The following is a 17,385-nucleotide window of genomic DNA, read 5'->3' on the forward strand; positions in this document are numbered from 1 at the left end:
CCCGGGTCGGCCCGCGCTATCGACAGCGAGCGAACAGGTCGCTTACCCTCGGCTGGGTGGGTCTTCGCCTTTACGATACGCATCGCCGCGCCGTCCGCGATTTCGTCCCCCGAATTCCCGGAATGGTGTCGATTTATCTCTGCGGCCCCACCGTCGTCGTGCCGCCTCATGTGGGACAGCTCAGATCGCAGGTGAATTTCGACATCCTGCACCGCTGGCTGAAACGCAGCGGATATGAGGTGCTGCTCTGCCGGAACGTCACCGACATCGAGGACAAGATAATTCACAGGTCCGTCGCCGAGGGGGTCCCCTGGTGGCGGATCACCGGTCCCGTCCACCGCGCCTTCGTCCGTACGTACACCGCTCTGGGGTGCCTTCCGCCCAGCGTGGAGCCTCGGGCGACGGGACACATCCCCGAGATGATCGAGATGATCGAGCAGCTCGTCGCGTCCGGGCACGCCTACGAGTCCGACGGCGACGTTTATTTCTCGGTCGGCTCCTACCCGAACTACGGGTCCCTTTCCCGGCAGCAGGCCGAGCGCCTGCGGGCGGCCGAGGAAAACGAGCGGGGAAAGCGGGACCCGCGCGATTTCGCACTGTGGAAGAGCGCGAAACCCGGCGAGCCGGTGTGGAGCTCACCCTGGGGCGAGGGGCGCCCGGGGTGGCACCTGGAATGTTCCGCGATGGCCCGCAGATATCTGGGCACGGAATTCGACATCCACGGCGGCGGCGCCAATCTCATATTTCCGCACCACGAGAACGAGATGGCGCAGTCGCGGGCCGCCGGGGATTCCTTCGCGCGTTTCTGGCTGCACAATGGACCGGTCACGCACCGGGGCGAGAAGATACGCAAACACCCGTGCAACCCGCTGGCCGTCCCGGCCCTGCTCGACCGCGTACGGCCGGTCGAACTCCGCTATTACCTGGCGGCGGCCCATTACCGCTCGCCGATGGAATTCAGCCCGGACGCCATGGACGAGGCGGCGGCGGCCTACCGGCGCGTCGAGAGGTTCGTGCTGCGGGTGGGCTCCGACGCCGCCGCGCCCCTCCCCCCGCAGTTCAGCGAGGCGATGGACAACGACCTGAACGTGCCGCGGGCCCTGACGGCCGTCCACAGAGCGGTGGCCGTGGGCAACGCCGCGCTGACGTCCGGAGATCGCGAACGGGCGGCCGGCGAATGCCGGTCGGTCCGGGCCATGCTGAATGTCCTCGGCCTCGATCCGCTCAGCGATACCTGGCACCGGGAAACGCATCTGCAGGAGGTCGCGGGGGGCGTACTCCGGGTGGTCCGTGATCTCGCCGCGGCCAGCGCCCGGCAGGGAGATCACGAACGCGCGCGGATCATGGAGCAGCACATTGAGATGGCCCTCGCCAAACGACGCCATATCGAGCACCCCGCGCTTATCAGATAGATCTTGGTCGCCCGGCCGGGTACGGCTCCGGCATGCGGTCCCCGACGCGCGGGTGACCGAGGAGCGCACGTTACAAGAACAAGAACTGACGTCCGGAGGATAATTCTGGCCATTTCGTGGGAATCATGACGGCACCAGCTGACGGACACCGCCGAAAGGAGGGCCCCGATGAAGAAGGTGCAGATCGTGCCGCGACCGCGGCCACCGAGAACTCCCGCCCCGATCGACCTGCGCACCCCCTCGGGAAGGGTCCTCCCCTACTAGACCGCCGGTGGCCCGGGTCAGCTCCCGGCCAGTTCGTAGCAGCGGGCGAAGCCCTCCAGCACGGCGGGCCAGGAGCACCGGACCGGCTCGGTCTCCCGGTTGTGCTCGGCGATCGACTGACGCAGGCCGGAGTCCCGGGCCAGCCGTACGACCGAGGCGACGAGGTCGTCGAACGTGCGGCCCAGCAGGCCCTCCTTGCCCGGCCTGACGAAGTCGGCCACGCCGCTCTGCGCCCGCGCGACCACCGGCACGCCGGCCGCGCGAGCCTCCAGCGCGGCCAGGCCGAACGACTCGCGCGGCGCCGGGGCCACGAACACGTCGGCCTCGGCCAGCAAGTCCTTGATCTGCTCCCGGCTGTACCTGCCGGGAAGTGACACCCAGCCCATCCGGCGCGCCCGCAGGTAGCGCTCCATGCGCCCCCGGGCCGGGCCGTCGCCCACGATCGTCGCGCGCATCGCGATGTCGCCCGGCACCCTGTCGCGCGCCGTCTCCAGCAGCTTGAGCAGGCGCAGGGGCTGCTTGCGCGGCGCCAGCCTGCCCACCGCCACCACGTGCACCGTCTCGTTCAGCGGCTCGTTCAGCGGCTCGTTCACCGCCTCGTCCCCGGCGTCCCGTACGGCGCCGGGCTCGGGCCGCCACGAGGCCACGTCCAGCCCGTTGGAGACGATCTGCACCGGCACGCGCGGCCCGGCCACGGCGCGGATGGGACGCGCGGCCGCCTCGCTCACGGCGGTGAGGACCAGGCCCCAGCGCCGCCACTCGAAGGCCGCCTGCAGCGCCCGGTACACGCCCCGGGTGACCGGATCCCACATGCTGTGCACGGTCGCGACCACCGGGAGCCCGGCCCGGACCGCCGCGCGCACCCCCATCCACGCGAACGGCGAGACCGCCCCCGTGTGGACGTGCACCACGTCGAACCGCCCGCTCGCCATGAGCCGGAGCAGGTGGGACGTGCCCCGAGGGTGGACCGGCAGGTCGAACGGGAGATTCGCGACCACGCGGTGGACGCCGGGCAGCCGCTCCCCCGGCGTCGCCGTCACCACCTCGACCGTGTGGCCCGCCTCACGCTGGGCCCTGACGAGGTCGGCGACCTGCACCTCGATTCCCCCGAGCCGCGGCAGGTAGCAGTCGCTGACGTGAAGAATCCTCACCGGGTCAGCCTGGCAGAGTGCGCCACGCCCATCAAACCGCTCCCGGGGAGGGCGGCGCGGTCCGGGCCGGGCCACGTGGGATCATGTCGGGAACTGGCCGCTACGGCAGCCGCGGTGGCAGCCGCGACGGCACGGACGAGTGGAGCACGCGATGACGACGTTCCGTGGGGCGCGATGAGGACGGCGGTGTTCTTCCACGCCCATCCCGACGACGAGGCGCTGCTGACCGCCGGGACCATGGCCATGCTGGCGAACGAGGGGCACCGCGTGGTGCTCGTCGTCGCCACGGCCGGCGAGCGCGGCCTGGCCGATCTCCCCCACGGCGAGGAACTGGGCAGAGCCCGGATGGAGGAACTGCACCGCTCGGCCGCCGCCCTGGGCTGCGCCCGGGTCGTGCTGCTCGGCTACGGCGACTCCGGCCTGGCGATCGACGGCGGCATCGCCGACGACCGCCCGGACAACGCGTTCATCGACGCCGACATCGAGGAGGCGGCGCAGCGGCTGGCCTCGGTGCTCAAGGAGGAGACGGCCGACCTGCTCACCATCTACGACCCGGCGGGCGGCTACGGCCACCCCGACCACGTGCAGGTCTACCGGGTGGGCAGCCGGGCCGCCGAGATCGCCGGGACGCGCATCGTGCTCGAGGCGACGGTCGACCGCGACCTGCTGCTCAAGGGCGTACGGCTGGCCTCCCGGTTCTACCCGGCGATCGACGTGCGGAGCTTCGAACGGGCCTACTCGCCCCGGGACGCGATCACCCACCGGGTGAACGTGCGCGGACACGCCAAGGCCAAGCGGGCGGCGATGGCGGCCCACGCCAGCCAGGCCACCGGCGGCGACGGCGACCGCACACTGGGCGCGATGCTGAAGATCCCCGGATTCGCCTACCGCTATGTCTTCGGCACCGAGTGGTACGTGCGGCGCGGCCTGCCCCGGGGCACCCGCCTGCGGCACCCGTTCGACAACCCCTAAGGGTGGTGATCCTCCGTCAGGAGGAGCCGACCGCCCGCACGGACCGGCAGACTGGGAAGGACCGACACCGGACTGGGGGCATACGCGGGTGAACAGGAAGTGGCTGCAGATCGCGTTGTCCGCGGTGTCGCTCGGGCTGGCCGCGGCGCTGGTGCTCTATCTCCCGCAGATCGTGCACACGCTGACCGGCGCCACCGTGAGCTGGCGGGAGATCGGCCACCAGTTCGGCGGTCTCGGGTGGCACACGATCGCGCTGATGAGCGCCTTGTGGCTGGCGAGCCTGTGGGCGTACACGTTCGTGATGACCTCCGCCCTGCCCGGCCTCACGCACACGCAGGCGCTCACGCTCAACGCGGCCGGGAGCGCGGTCAGCAACCTGCTGCCGTTCGGCGGGGCGGCGGGCGTGGCCCTGACGTTCGGCATGACCCGCGGCTGGGGCTTCGCCAACCGGCCCATCGTCGTCTACACGCTGGTCACGGGCATCTGGAACTCGCTGTTCCGCTTCATCCTGCCCGCCGTGGGGATCCTGGGCCTGCTGATCGCGGGCAAGGCCACCAACCCCACGGTCGCCAAGGCGGGCTGGGCCGGCGCGGTGTCGATACTCGCGCTGGTGGCCGTGGTGGCCGCCGCCCTCTACTGGGACCGCGCCGCCGCCGTGCTCGGCCGCGCCCTGGACGGGCTCGTACGGCTCGCGCCCCGGCGGTTCCGCCCGGCGGAGCACGCCGCGTCGGCGGCGATCGAACGGCTGCGCCGGGACACGGCCGACATCATCCACAGCCGGTGGGCGGGCCTGTCGCTCGGGATGGTCGCCTTCCTCGTCCTCCAGTGCCTGATCATGGCCGCCTGCCTGGTGGCCACCGGCTCGTACCCGGGACCCGCCGAGACCGTCGCCGTCTTCGCGCTGAGCCGCGTCCTCACCACCGCCCTCGTCACGCCCAGCGGGGCGGGGATCATGGAGGGCGGTGTCGCCACGCTGCTGATCGGGGCGTTCGGCCAGCCCGCCGGCGGGGCCACCGCCGCGGCCGTGCTGTTCGGCTTCTGGACCTACACCATCGAGATCCCGTGGGGCGGGCTCGCGCTCGGCGGATGGGCGCTGCTGCGCCGGCGGGACGGCCGCGCCGAGGGCGCCGGGCCGGCGCCCTCCGAACGCCGCACGCGCGTCCTCTGACTGTCTGCGGATCCCCCTCGTGATCTCCTAAACTCACGGGCGGAAGGTGAGGGTGTCCGGGTCGGTTAAAACCTTGTGCCCGCTTCGCGGACGCGCATACGGTGGCGCCTGACATGCGACGGCAACCCGAGACACGACGGCAACCTGCGGCGGCCTGCGGGCACGGCGCACGACAACGGAGGAGCGCCCGATGAGCCCGGTGACGTTCCGGGTCCTCGGGCCGGTGGGGGCGCACGACGACACCGACGAGCTCGACCTCGGCGGGCTGCGGCAGCGTGCGGTGCTGGCCCGCCTGCTCGTGGCGCGTGGTCAGGTCGTGCCCGTGGACACCCTGCTGTTCGACCTGTGGGACGACGACGCCGGCAAGGGCGCCCAGTCGGGGTTACAGGTCTACATCTCCCGGCTGCGCCGGGTGCTGGAGCCGAACCGTCCGCGCGGCGGGCCCAACCGGCTGCTCGTGACCGTCGCGTCGGGGTACGCCCTGCGCGCCGCCCCCGAACAGGTGGACGCGCTGAGCTTCGAGGCCATGGTCCGCTCGGCCGGCGAGCGGCTGGACGAGAGCCCGCAGGCCGCCCGGGCCCGGCTGGACGCGGCGCTCGGGCTGTGGCACGGCACGCCCTACTCGGACTTCGCCGACCAGCCCTGGGCGGAGGCGGAGGTGGCGCGGCTCAGCGAGCTGCGCCTGGTGGCCAGGGAGCGGCACGCCGACGCCGGGCTGCGGATGGGCCTGCACGCCGAGACCGTGCCCGATCTCGAGGCGCTGACCACCGAGCACGCCCTGCGCGAGGAGGGCTGGCGGCTGCTCGCCCTCGGCCTGTACCGGTGCGGGCGGCAGGGCGACGCGCTCGCCGCGCTGCGCCGCGCCCGCACGATCCTGTCCGACGAGCTCGGCATCGACCCCGGTCCGGCGCTGCGCAAGCTGGAGTCGGACATCCTCGCCCAGGATCCCGGGCTCGACCTCGTGCTCCCCGCGCCCCGGCGGCCCGTCGACATCAGCGCCACCTGGCCCCCGAGACCGGTCGCGACCGGCGACGCGCCGCCACTGGAGCCCGAGCCGTTCGTCGGCCGCGACGCCGAGCTCGCCGCGCTCGCCGCCGCCGCGCCGCGCGCCCAGGGGGGCCGGTTCACCGTCGCCGTCATCAGCGGCGATCCCGGCGCGGGGAAGACGACGCTGGTGCGGCGGCTGTTCGAACGGCTGGAGCACGAGGGCTGGATCGGGGCGACCGGCGGTTGCCCCGACAGCACGGCGACCCCGCCCGGCTGGGCCTGGGTCGAGGTGCTGCGCGCCCTCATCGCCCGCAGGGGTGCGGGCGAGTACGCCGCGCTGCTGGCGCCGCTGCTCGACGACGCCGCCCCCGACACCGCCGACGACGAGGCGTCGGGCGGCTTCCGGCTGCACCGGGCCGTCGGCGGCTATCTGTCGGCCGTGGCGCGCGAGGCCCCGCTGCTGATCCTCGTCGAGGACCTGCACTGGGCCGACGACCAGACGCTGGCGCTGCTGCGCGCGCTGCCGAGCCTGCTCGCGGCCAGCCGCGTGCTGGTCGTGGTGACCTGCCGGGACGGCGAACTGAACGACCAGCAGCAGGACGTGCTGGCCGCGCTGGCCCGCCTCGACCCCGTACGCGTCGGGCTCGGCGGCCTCGACGACGCCGCGGTGGCGGAGCTCGTCCGAGCGACCTGCGTGCGCGAGGTCGACGACGAGGTCGTCAGCACGATCGTCGAGCGGGCCGGGGGCAACCCGTTCTTCGTGAAGGAGACGGCCCGGCTGTTCGAGGCCGAGGCCGACATCTCCGAGGTGCCCTCGGGCGTGCGCGACGTGTTGCGGCGGCGGATCGCCCGGCTGCCGGAGCGGGCCCAGCAGGTGCTGCTGCAGGCCGCGGTGATCGGCCGGGACGTGGACGTCGACGTGCTGGTCGACGTGTCCGGCGACGAGGACGCCGTGGTGGACGCGGTGGAGGCGGCGCTGCTGGCCGGGCTGGTGACCGAACCCGGGCCCGGCCTGCTGAGGTTCGACCACGACCTGGTCAGGGACACGCTCTACTCCGACGCCTCACGGCTGCGCCGCTCGCGCCTGCACGCGGCGGTGGCCTCGGTGATCGAGCAGCGCAGCCCGAACGACGTGGCCGCGCTGGCCCACCACTACGACGCGGCGGGCACGGTGGAGACGGCGGCGAAAGCCGTACGGTACGCGGGTCTCGCGGCCGAGCAGGCCGAGCGCAGGTTCGCCCACCGCGAGGCCGCCACGCTCTGGCAGCAGGCCATCGCCGCCTTCGACCGTGCTCATACGAACCGTGCTCACACAGGCCGTGCCCACACGGACCGTGGGCCGGTACGCGAGCGGCTGGAGCTGCAGCTGCGGTTGATCAGGGCGCTGGCGCTGTGCGGGGACATGACCGCCGCCCGCGCGCACCGGGGAGAGGCGATGTCGGTCGCGCTGCCGCTCGGCGACCTGGAGCTGACCGCCCGGGTCGCGGCGGCGCTCGCGGTGCCGCACAAGGGCATCGCCCGCGACTTCACGCGCACGGCCTGGGAGATCGTCGACGTCACCGAGAAGGCGCTCGTCGAGTTGCCGGAGGGCGAGCAGTCCCTGCGGGCCAGCCTGCTCGCCACGCTGGCCCTGGAGCTGGAGGGGTCGGCCACCGAGCGCGGTTACCAGGCGTCGCTGGAGGCCGAGGAGCTGGCCAGGGCGAGCGGCGACCCCGCCCTGCTGGCGATGGCGCTGAGCGGCCGGCTGCGGCAGTCGTACACGCTGACGCAGGTCGACGAGCGCGAGATCATCGGCCGTGAGCTGCTGCGGGTCGGGACGGAGTCGGGCCAGATCGCGGTGCAGACGCTGGCGCACCTGGTGCTGCTGGAGTGCGCGGCGGCCCGCGGCGACTTCGCCGAGGCGGACGAGCACCTCGCCCAGGCCGAAAGCCTCGGCCGGCGGTACGACCTGCCCGCCCCCGCGGCCGTCGGCGCGTGGTACGCCGGGCAGCGCCTGATGATCACCGGTGACTACGCGGGGGCCGAGCGGGCCTACCGGAACGCCGCGCGGCTGACCGCGCGGGCCGGCATGCTCGAAGGCCGCCAGGACCTGCCGCTGATCGCCACGTTCTGCCTGCACCTGGTGGACGGCCGGGCCGCCGAGATGACCGAGCCGCTGGGCGAGGCCCACCAGCGCGGTGCCAAGTGGACCCTCGACGCCTACGCCGTGGCGCTCGCCTCGGCCGGCCACGTCCGGGACGCGCGAGTGGTGGCCGCGAGCAGGGAACCGGTCCGCACCGACTTCCTCTACGAGCTCGCCCTCATCTGGCGGGCCCTCGCCGGGATGCTCCTGGACGACGAGGACCGGATGCGGGAGGCGTACGAGAAGCTGGCGCCCTTCCGCGACCGGATCGCCGGGGCCGGCACCGGCGTGGTCGCCCTGTGGCCGGTGGCCAGGACGCTCGGCGACCTCGCCGTACGGCTCGGCCTGCCGGCCCGCGACCACTACGAGAAGGCGCTGGCGGTGGCCGAGCGGGTCGGCGTCCCCCGCTGGGTCGCCGAGGCCCGCGAGGCACTCGCCGGCGTGTGACGAATGGGAGGCCGTGTGATTAAGAGGCAGAGTCCGCGAAGGCCCCTGTAGCATCGCGAACCCGTCGCCTCTCGTCCCCTCATGTGTACGGCGGACGGATTGACCACCGGTTGACATCCGCTTGCAAACGGCGCGATCGGGGGGGTTAAGGTGAGGCTTGCCTGATCGATGGCCACGACCGGCGGTGAGAGCACGTGCGGATCCCTGACCCTACGGCGGCCTCCGTCTTCGGCCTGCCTCTGTGGCTGGTCGTCGCGGTCGGCGCGGTCGCCCTGTTCGGCGCGTTCCAGGTGTACTACTGGGTCGGCCGCAGGCTCGGCGAGGCGCTCTACCGCTCGCGCGTCGGCCGCAGGATCGGCCGGGAGCGGATCGAGCGCGTCGAGAACGTGGTGCGCCGGTGGGGTGCGCTCGCCGTGTACGGCTGCTTCTGGGTGCCGGGCCTGCGGCACACGCTGCCGTGGGTGGCCGGGGCGCTGCGGGTGGACTACCGCTGGTACCTGGTGGCCAGCGCCCTCGGCTGCCTGACCTGGGTGCCGGTTGCCTCGTTCGGCCTTTACTCGCTCCTGTGGGCCTGGCTGTCGCTCGCGGCCCGGTCCCCCGCGCTGGCCGCCGCCGCCGTCGCGGTCGCGGCCGTGGCCGTCGCCCTCTTCCTGCGGCGCCGCCGCAGGAGGGGCCGGAGCGGCGACGCACCCGCCGCGTCCGAAGCCGTGCGATCATGACGGGATGCGTAACGGGGTACTCATCGCGCTGACCGCCGCCCTCGTCACGGCGGGGACCGCGGCCGCGCCCGCTCAGGCCGCCGAAGCGCCCTCGGTCACGGCCCGGGAGGCCTACCTGGTGGACACCACGGAGGGAACGGTCCAGTTCGCCAAGCGCGAGACGCGCCGGGTGCCGGTCGCGAGCCTGACCAAGGTCATGACGGCCTACGTGGTCCGGCGGCAGGCCCGGCTCGACGACGTGGTGACCATCACCAAGGCCGACGTGAGCCACGCGCTGTCCGGCGGGGCCACGACGGCGGGACTGCGGGCGGGCGAGCGGCTCACGGTGCGCGACCTGCTCTACGGGCTCATGCTCCCCTCGGGGGCGGACGCCGCGCACGCCCTCGCCGAGCGGTACGGCCCGGGGACGGCGAAGTTCGTCGCCAAGATGAACGACGCGGCACGCCGTCTCGGCCTGCGCGACACCCGCTACGCCAACCCCGACGGGCTGCCGTCGAAGGGCTACTCCACGGCCCGCGACCAGGCGGCGCTGACCATGGCGGCGCTGCGCGACCCCGTGATCGCGGCCGTCGCCAGGACGCCCACGCGGGTGGTCAGGAAGTCGGCCCTCCACCGCGGGCACGTGTGGCGCAACACCAACGACCTGCTCGACGACGGCGCGGTCGGACTGAAGACCGGGTTCACCAACCAGGCGGGCTACTGCCTGTCGTTCGCCGCCGTCCGGGACGGGCGCACGTACGTGGGGGTCGTGCTGGGCGAGCGCAGCGACAAGGCCAGGTTCGCCACCGCGCGCAAGCTGCTCGACTGGGCCACCGGCGGAGCCGGCGACGAAGCCGGCGAGGAAGCGGTCGCGGGGGCGGGGGTCACGCTCCCCTGAGCAGGCCGTGGCAGGCGATGGCCGCGGCGGCCACCACGTTCAGGGAGTCGACGCCGAGGTCCATCGCCCGTGTGCTCATCGGGATGCACACGGGCTGGTCGGCCTCGTGCAGCCAGTGGGACGACAGCCCGTCGCCCTCCGAGCCGAGCATCAGCGCGACCCGGCCGGACAGCGGGGCCTTGTCGAGCGGCACGGCCGACTGGTCGGGCGTGAGCGCCAGCAGGCGGAACCCGGCCGTCCTGAGCTCCGCCAGGCCGCCGTGCCAGTCGGTCATCCGGGCGTACGGGATCGCGAACACCGCCCCCATCGACACCTTGACGGCCCTGCGGTAGAGGGGGTCGGCGCAGCGCGGCGACAGCACGATCGCGCCGACGCCGAGCGCCGCCGCGCAACGGAAGATCGCCCCGACGTTGCCGTGGTCGACGAGGTCCTCCAGGACGAGGATCCGCGGCCCCGCGTCCGCGAGAAGTTCGCCGACCGGCGGGAGCGGGGTGCGTTCCATCGCGGCGAGCGCGCCCCGGTGGACCTGGAAGCCGGTGACTCCCTCCATCACCTCGTCGGAGACCAGGTAGACGGTGGCCTCCCCGATGACGTCGGCGAGCACGTCGAGCCACTTGGCCGTGGTCAGCACCGAGCGCACCGGATGGCCCGCGCCGATCGCCCGCCTGATGACCTTCTCGCCTTCGGCGACGAACAGACCGCGCTCGCTCTCGACGCTCTTGCGCAGATCGACGTCGCGCAGCCGCACGTAGTCCGCCAGGCGCGGATCGGCGGCGTCCTCGACCGGGATGACCACGGGCCAAGGGTACGGCCTGCGCCGGACCCTCCCGCACGCATCAGGCGCGTGTCGTGACTTTTGCCAGTATCGTTCCGTAAACCTGTTACGGCCAGAAACCTGTTACGGCCAGTGGACACCGGAGAGGGCACCGTGGGCGGACGGCACCGCACAGACGAACTCGATGGCGGCTCGGACCCCCAGTTCGAGCCCCCGCCGCGGCGGCGGGCGGGGCGGGGGACGGTGCTGGTCCCGCTGGCCGGCGCGGTCGCCCTGGCCGTGCTCCTCGGCGTCGCGGCGTACGTGGTGGTGAACAAGGGCCCGGGCTGTGCGGGCGAGAAGGTCAAGCTCTCCGTCGTCGCCTCCCCCGACATCCACCCGGCCATCCAGAAGATCGCCACCAGGTTCGGCAAGTCGGGCCGGGCCGTCGACGGCAAGTGCGTCGCCGTCACGGTCAAGGCCGCCGAGCCGGCCGACGTCGCCAACGCGATGGCGGGCACCGGCCCCACCAGCGGCAAACTGGACCCCGACCTGTGGATCCCCGACTCCAGCCTGTGGCTGAGCGGCGTCAAGAACGCGCCCGAGCCCGCCGGGAACGCCGCCAGCACGCCCGTCGTGCTGGCCGCCTCCAAGGCCGGCGCGGACAAGCTCCAGTCGGCCTTCAGCCCGAGCTGGACCGGCCTGATGAGCGCGGCGAACGCCGCCAACCCCGACGGCCTGGCGCGGAAGGTGCGCGTGCTCGCGCTCGACCCCACGCAGAACGCCGCCGGTCTCGGCGCGCTGCTGGCCGGGGCCGCCGTGCTCAAGCAGGGAGGCGGCAACGAGGAGACGCTCGTCGGCGTGCTGCGCCGGCTGTCGGAGTCGACCGTGTCCACGCCCGACAGCATGTTCGCCACGCTGACCAAGGCCGCCGCCCGCATCCCCGTGGGCGTGACGTCCGAGCAGGCCGTGTGGTCGTACAACACGACGACGACCCCCTCGAACCCGGCGGTCGCGCTGTATCCCGCCGAGGGCACGATCAGCCTCGACTACCCGATCATCGTCACGGCGAAGGACTCCGCGACGCGCAAGGCCGCCCAGGCCCTGGCGACCGAGATGACCTCGCCCAACGGCAGGAAGACGGTCCAGGACTACGGCTTCCGCGCGCCGGACGGCGCGGGCGGCGGCCTGCTGAAGCCCGACAACGGTGTGAACGCCAAGAAGCCGGCGGCGATCCCGCTGCCGGACGCCGCGACCGTGACCCGCCTGTCCCAGGCCTGGCACCAGATCAAGCTCGGCACGAAGATGCTCGCCCTGATCGACATCTCCGGGACCATGGCGCTGCCCGCCGACAAGACCGGCATCACCCGGATGCGCGCGATCACCGACATCAGCATCGAGGGGCTGAAGCTGTTCCCCGACAAGGCCGAGATCGGCATCTGGGCCTTCTCCGACAACCTGCGCGGCGAGGGCGTCGACTGGAAGCCCGTCGTGCAGATCGGGCCGCTGGCCCAGCAGATCAACGGGGTGACCCGCCGCGACGTGATCGCTCAGGCGCTGCGGCAGGCGAAGGCCATCCCCACGGGCAACACCGGGCTGAACGACACCCTGTGGGCCGCGTACCAGAAGATGACCAAGGAGTACGAGCCCGACAAGGTCAACACGATCCTGCTGTTCACCGACGGGGTCGGCAACGACGACCCGAACGGCGGCATCTCCAACAGCGAGATCCTGCAGAAGCTGAAGGGCGCCTTCGACCCGAAGCGGCCGGTGAGCCTCCTGATCATCTCGTTCAACACGCAGAAGGACGAGGACCGGGCGCAGATGACCTCCATCGCGAAGGCGACCGGCGGCGCCGCCTACTTCCCGCAGACCGTCCTCGAGATCCGCAACATCTTCCTCAAGGGCATCGCGAGGCGGATTCAGTAACACTGACCACTGTTTTCGCAGGTCATGCCCGTTGGGCATGACCGCGCGACCCGTAAACGACGCCAGAGGGGACGGCGTCCCACTCGTGTGGGGACCGGCGAGACCAGGTTCCGTCACACGGGGAGGAATGTTCGTTGCCCGTATGGCCCGGCGTCGGGCGAGCCGACGACCACCGACTGCTGGAGGCGCTGCGGCGCGGGGGCGGCACCGGCGCCCAGGCCCCGGCCGCGCTGTACGACGCGTACGCCGACCGGCTGAGCGACTACGCGTACGCGCTGCTGGGCGATCTCGACGCCGCGGCCCGGGCGGTGCACGACGCGCTCGTCGCCGCCTCCTGCTCCGCGGACCGGTTGACGGAGCCTGCCCGGCTGCGGGCCTGGCTCTACGCGCTGACCCGGTTCCACAGCGCGACTCGGAGAGGGAAGGACGGCGCCGGACCGGTCATCACCGTGGAGGAGTCCGCGGATCCCCCGCTCGCCGCGCTGGTCGGGGAGGCGCTGGGAGAGCTCGGCGACCACGAGCGCGAGGCGCTCGAACTCGCCCTGCGGCACGGCCTGACGACGGCCGAGATCGGTTCGGTCCTCGGGCTCGCCGCCCGGCAGGTGTCGGCCCGGCTCGCCCGGGCCCGCGACCACCTGGAGAACGCCGCCGCGGCCCTCGTGCTGGCCAGGACCGGCCGGGCCCACTGCCCCGGGCTGTCCGCGCTGGTCGACCACGGCGTGGGCGCCGCCTGGCAGGACGGTCCACTCGCCGCTCCCCTGCGCAAGCGCCTGAGCCGGCACATCGCGGGCTGCGAGGTCTGCCGCGAGGGCCGGGGCAGGCACGTGTCGGCCGCCCGCCTGCTCGACATGATCCCCATCGCCTTCCCCCCGCTCTCGCTGCGCGGCCGGGTGATCGAGTCCGCGCTCCGCACCGGCCCGCGCGACGGCGCCACCGCTGTCCTCGACCGGCGCGGCTTCCCCGCGGCCGCGCAGCCGCCGGCCCGGGCACGGCGCGGACGGGCCCGCTCCCGCCCGCTGCGAACCGCGCCCGTCATGCTCGCCGCCGTCTGCGTGTTCGGCACGGCGGGCGGCCTCGCGCTGGTCTCCGGGCAAGGGCCGGCCGAACGCCTGGAGGCGATACGCGTGCCCCCGACGGCGGCCCCCGGGAACCCGACCCCCGGCGATCCGGCCCCCGGCGACCTCGTGCTCGGCCCGGAGGAGAGCGATCCGCCACCCGATGACCGGGTCACCCCGGCGCCCACCGACACCGCGACCCCACAGGACGATCCCCCCCCACTCGGCCGCGACCGCCCCGCCCCACACCACCGCACCCTCGGGGCGGTCGCGGCCGTCCCCCACCCGTACGCGCCGCGCACCCAGGCCGGCCCTGACGGCGCTGTGCCCCGGAGACCTGGGCGCGGGGGCGACGACGTCGATCACGCTGGCCGCACGCAACGCCGTGATCGAGTGGACGGCCAGCGCCTCGGGCGGGATCGCGGTCTCGCCCCGGCACGGCAGGCTCCGCGCGGGGGCGAGCGGCCGGGTCGTGCTCGCCGTCGTCGATCCGGGAGTCGCGGGCACGGGCGTGGTGACCTTCCAGTCCTCGGCGGGCCGGCCCTCCTGCCGGGTCACCTGGGACGGCCAGGAGGGGACCGGAGATGCCGACCCGGTGCCCGGCCCGACCTCGGGCCCCCCTGCCGGTCCCTCGGCCGAGCCCCCGGGCAGGTCCGACGGCAGCCCGCCGCCTCCGGCGGTCGACACCGCGGCGAGTCCCTCACCGTGACGCATCCGTCACAGAGTCACCAGTTGTTACACCCTCGTTGGAAGATTGGCACCCGCCAGTAACAATCCGGAGTAGCCAGGTGTCAGCGCAAGTTTGAAAGGGGAAAAACGACGCGACCGAGGATTTGAGGGGGCATTGTGGCCCAAGCATGGCTGCCCGGCGCAAGCCGACTTCCCTCCCCCGGGGACTCCGGAACGATGCTCGGAGGAGCCCCGAGGACCGTCTGGTTCATCTGGCCCGCCGATCCCCAGGGGGTCTCGGCCAGGTCCGTCGCCCAGCGGCTGATCCAGCTCCACCGGCCCTCCCACCTGGTGTGGAACCCGGTGACCGGGGAGATCGTCCAGTCGTTGCCGCCCACCAGGGCGGCCGGCGGACTCACCGCTGACCGCGGCAGGAACGGACGGGTCTGCGTGCAGATCCAAGTCATCGGCTCGGCGAGGGAACCGTTCACCGACACCAAGCTCGACGGCCTGGACGACATCCTGACCTGGCTCGACTCCTGGGAGGTGCCGCGCCGCTGGCCGGCCGGGCCTCCGCTGCCCTACCCGCACTCGGTGGCCGCCGAGCGGAGCAAGCGGCTGTGGGCGCGGGGCGGGCACTACGGCCACTCCCAGGTGCCCGGCAGCAGGGAGGGCGACCCGGGCTCGATCGACATCGCCCGCATCATCGGCGAGGAGGCGCTCAACCTGGAAGTCCCCATGCCCGCGAGCGAGTTCAGGCTCCTTCAGGAGGTATGAGCTCCCGTATCACCGCGCACCCGCGCCGCACGTCGGCGCGGGAGGCCGATCCGTAGCCAAGCACGAGGCCGTGCACCCGAGGCGGCCCGTGGTGGTGCGGTTCGGTCGTGTCCAGGAGCACGCCGCGGTCCCCGGCCCGCCGCACGAGGCCGGGGACCACATCGGCGGGCAGGGCGACCATGACGTGGAGCCCGGCCGTGTCACCCCGCACGTACGGCCCGAGCGCCTCGACGATGGCCGCCCTCCTGCGGGCGTACTCCAGCCGCATCCTGCGCAGATGCCGGTCGAGGTCGCCGCGTTCCAGCAGGGTCGCCACGGCCCGCTGGACCGGCCCCGACGTGCGGTCGGCCAGGCGCACCCGGCGTTCCGCGACGGCGTCGAGCAGGCCGGCGGGGGCGACCAGCCAGCCGAGCCCGACGTCGGGCCCGAGCGACTTCGACAGCGTGCCGAGCAGCACCACCCGCCCGGGGTCGAGCCCGTAGAGCGCGGGCAGCGGCGCGACGTCGTAGCGGAACTCGGCGTCGTAGTCGTCCTCGACGACGACCGCCCCGGTCCTGCGCGCCCAGGCGAGCAGCTTCTCCCTGCGCGGGATCGGCAGCCTGCCGCCCACCGGGAACTGGTGCGCGGGCGTGGTGTAGAGCACGCGCAGGTCGTTGGGGAGCGCCTCGACGATCACGCCCTGCTCGTCCACCGGGCAGGGCACGACCTCGGCGCCCCGGGAGGCGAAGATCCGCCGGGCCGCCCGCCAGCCGGGTTCCTCCACCCCGGCCCGGGTCCCCGGGCCGAGCAGCGTGGCCGCGATCAGGTCCAGTCCGTTGCCGGTGCCCCTGGTGACCATGACGTTCCCGGCGCCCACCGGCACGGCCCTGGCCCTGCGCAGGTGCTCGGCCAGCAGTTCGCGCAGCTCCGGATGGCCGTAGGGGTCGGGGAACGCGTTGAGCGGGAGCTCGCCGGCCGAGCGCCACGCCCGCCGCCAGGCCGCCGTGTCGTACCCGAACACCCACGGCCGCCCCGGCCGCAGGTCCACCGTCCCCGGTGGCGCCTCCTCCCGGTGGACGCCCCGGCGCGCGTGGACGGCCCGGCCCTCGGCCTTCTCGTACGGCAGCGCCTCGTCGGCCACGTACGTGCCCGAGCCGTGCCGCCCGTCCAGCCATCCCTCGGCGTACAACTGCTGGTACGCGTCGGTCACGACGGTCCTGCTGACACCGAGCAGGGTGGCGAGCCCCCGGGTCGACGGCAGCCGCTCCCCCGCCCTGAGCCCGCCGGTGCGCATCGCCTCCCGCAGCTGGGCGGCCACCTGGACGGCGAGCGGCACCCCGGACTCGCGGTCCACCGTCAGCGGCACATCGATAGTCGGACGCAAGTGGTCTCCCCGTATGGGTCGTGAGTGGACGTGTTCCGCCGGTCCACTTCGCCCTAACGTAACGGACATGCTCTCCACAACCGCCCGTACCACCCTTAACCGCTCGAAGGAACGGGCGCGGACCGACCGCGCCGATCTGTACGCGATCCTGGACGCCGGCCTGATCTGTCACCTCGGCGTGCTGGCCGGCGGGTCCCCGATGGTCGTCCCCACCGGCTACGGGCGGATCGGCGACACGCTCTACCTCCACGGCTCCACCGGCGCGACCTCGCTGCGCGCCGCGCTCGGCACCCCGGTCTGCGTGACCGTGACCCACCTCGACGGGATCGTGCTCGCGCGCTCCGCGTTCCACCACTCGGTGAACTACCGCTCCGCCATGGTCTACGGCCTCGCCCGGCCGGTGGACGACCCCGAGGAACGGCTCGCCGGCCTGCGGGCGATCACCGAGCAGCTCGCCCCCGGGCAGTGGGACGTCGTACGCCTCCCGGACCGCAAGGAGATGGCCGCCACCGCGGTCGTCGCCCTGTCGCTGGAGGAGGCGTCGGTGAAGGTGCGCCAGGGACCGCCGAAGGACGACGAGGAGGACTACGACCTGCCGGTCTGGGCGGGCGTGCTGCCGCTCACCGCGAGCTGGGGCGCCCCGGAGCCCGACCCGCGCCTGGCCCCCGGCATCCCCGTTCCCGCACATGTCATAAACCGATAAGCCGCATTTGTAAGCG

The 17,385-nt window shown here is 73.3% G+C and carries 13 protein-coding genes; 10 read left to right on the forward strand and 3 right to left on the reverse strand.

What is annotated here, in order from left to right:
- The first annotated feature begins 56 nt into the window (after positions 1 to 56).
- Positions 57 to 1,412 (forward strand): cysteine--tRNA ligase, encoded by a 1,356-nt coding sequence (gene cysS, locus AAH991_RS28665; protein ID WP_346229060.1) that lies wholly within the window; start codon positions 57 to 59, stop codon positions 1,410 to 1,412.
- Positions 1,413 to 1,693: 281 nt separating this feature from the next.
- Here the strand turns inward: cysS and AAH991_RS28670 are convergent, their stop codons facing one another.
- On the reverse strand, positions 1,694 to 2,827 hold the full coding sequence (locus AAH991_RS28670) for a glycosyltransferase family 4 protein (protein WP_346229029.1): 1,134 nt from the start codon (positions 2,825 to 2,827) through the stop codon (positions 1,694 to 1,696).
- Positions 2,828 to 3,001: 174 nt separating this feature from the next.
- On the opposite strand from AAH991_RS28670, the gene AAH991_RS28675 reads away from it, so the two are divergent.
- From AAH991_RS28675 to AAH991_RS28695, 5 genes are all read left to right on the forward strand, one after another.
- The gene (locus AAH991_RS28675; RefSeq protein ID WP_346229030.1) at positions 3,002 to 3,799 is read left to right on the forward strand and encodes a PIG-L deacetylase family protein; all 798 of its coding nucleotides are present in this window, start codon (positions 3,002 to 3,004) and stop codon (positions 3,797 to 3,799) included.
- Positions 3,800 to 3,887: 88 nt separating this feature from the next.
- Complete coding sequence (locus tag AAH991_RS28680) at positions 3,888 to 4,967, forward strand: lysylphosphatidylglycerol synthase domain-containing protein (protein ID WP_346229031.1); 1,080 nt, start codon at positions 3,888 to 3,890, stop codon at positions 4,965 to 4,967.
- Positions 4,968 to 5,157: 190 nt separating this feature from the next.
- A complete protein-coding gene (locus AAH991_RS28685) occupies positions 5,158 to 8,523 on the forward strand; it encodes an ATP-binding protein (RefSeq protein ID WP_346229032.1) in 3,366 nt (1,121 codons plus the stop codon).
- Positions 8,524 to 8,717: 194 nt separating this feature from the next.
- A complete protein-coding gene (locus AAH991_RS28690) occupies positions 8,718 to 9,242 on the forward strand; it encodes a DedA family protein (RefSeq protein ID WP_346229033.1) in 525 nt (174 codons plus the stop codon).
- Positions 9,243 to 9,246: 4 nt separating this feature from the next.
- A complete protein-coding gene (locus AAH991_RS28695; protein WP_346229034.1) occupies positions 9,247 to 10,119 on the forward strand; it encodes a D-alanyl-D-alanine carboxypeptidase family protein in 873 nt (290 codons plus the stop codon).
- Here AAH991_RS28695 and AAH991_RS28700 read toward each other — a convergent pair.
- On the reverse strand, positions 10,106 to 10,915 hold the full coding sequence (locus tag AAH991_RS28700; RefSeq protein ID WP_346229035.1) for a TrmH family RNA methyltransferase: 810 nt from the start codon (positions 10,913 to 10,915) through the stop codon (positions 10,106 to 10,108). The two genes, AAH991_RS28695 and AAH991_RS28700, sit on opposite strands and share 14 nt — an antisense overlap.
- 111 nt (positions 10,916 to 11,026) lie before the next feature.
- Here AAH991_RS28700 and AAH991_RS28705 point away from each other — a divergent pair, with 111 nt between their 5' ends.
- The 3 genes from AAH991_RS28705 (at position 11,027) to AAH991_RS28715 (ending at position 15,303) form a co-directional block, all read left to right on the forward strand.
- Complete coding sequence (locus tag AAH991_RS28705) at positions 11,027 to 12,802, forward strand: substrate-binding domain-containing protein (RefSeq protein ID WP_346229036.1); 1,776 nt, start codon at positions 11,027 to 11,029, stop codon at positions 12,800 to 12,802.
- Between the two features lie 134 nt (positions 12,803 to 12,936).
- Positions 12,937 to 14,628 (forward strand): sigma factor-like helix-turn-helix DNA-binding protein, encoded by a 1,692-nt coding sequence (locus AAH991_RS28710; RefSeq protein WP_346229037.1) that lies wholly within the window; start codon positions 12,937 to 12,939, stop codon positions 14,626 to 14,628.
- A gap of 135 nt (positions 14,629 to 14,763) precedes the next feature.
- Positions 14,764 to 15,303, forward strand: coding sequence for a hypothetical protein (locus AAH991_RS28715; RefSeq protein WP_346229038.1), 540 nt, complete (start codon positions 14,764 to 14,766; stop codon positions 15,301 to 15,303).
- On the opposite strand, the gene pdxR is transcribed toward AAH991_RS28715, so the two are convergent.
- The gene (gene pdxR / locus AAH991_RS28720) at positions 15,281 to 16,666 is read right to left on the reverse strand and encodes a MocR-like pyridoxine biosynthesis transcription factor PdxR (RefSeq protein WP_346229039.1); all 1,386 of its coding nucleotides are present in this window, start codon (positions 16,664 to 16,666) and stop codon (positions 15,281 to 15,283) included. The two genes, AAH991_RS28715 and pdxR, sit on opposite strands and share 23 nt — an antisense overlap.
- Before the next feature lie 67 nt (positions 16,667 to 16,733).
- On the opposite strand from pdxR, the gene AAH991_RS28725 reads away from it, so the two are divergent.
- A complete protein-coding gene (locus tag AAH991_RS28725) occupies positions 16,734 to 17,369 on the forward strand; it encodes a pyridoxamine 5'-phosphate oxidase family protein (RefSeq protein ID WP_346229040.1) in 636 nt (211 codons plus the stop codon).
- The last annotated feature ends 16 nt before the right edge of the window (positions 17,370 to 17,385 follow it).

Source organism: Microbispora sp. ZYX-F-249 (assembly GCF_039649665.1).
GTDB classification, from domain to species: Bacteria; Actinomycetota; Actinomycetes; order Streptosporangiales; family Streptosporangiaceae; genus Microbispora; species Microbispora maris.

Excerpts from the sequence above, each read along its gene's own strand:
- AAH991_RS28675 (WP_346229030.1), top strand. The coding sequence starts at position 3,002 with ATGAGGACGGCGGTGTTCTTCCACGCCCATCCCGACGACGAGGCGCTG.
- AAH991_RS28685 (WP_346229032.1), top strand. The coding sequence starts at position 5,158 with ATGAGCCCGGTGACGTTCCGGGTCCTCGGGCCGGTGGGGGCGCACGAC.
- AAH991_RS28695 (WP_346229034.1), top strand. The coding sequence starts at position 9,247 with ATGCGTAACGGGGTACTCATCGCGCTGACCGCCGCCCTCGTCACGGCG.
- AAH991_RS28715 (WP_346229038.1), top strand. The coding sequence starts at position 14,764 with ATGCTCGGAGGAGCCCCGAGGACCGTCTGGTTCATCTGGCCCGCCGAT.
- AAH991_RS28725 (WP_346229040.1), top strand. The coding sequence starts at position 16,734 with ATGCTCTCCACAACCGCCCGTACCACCCTTAACCGCTCGAAGGAACGG.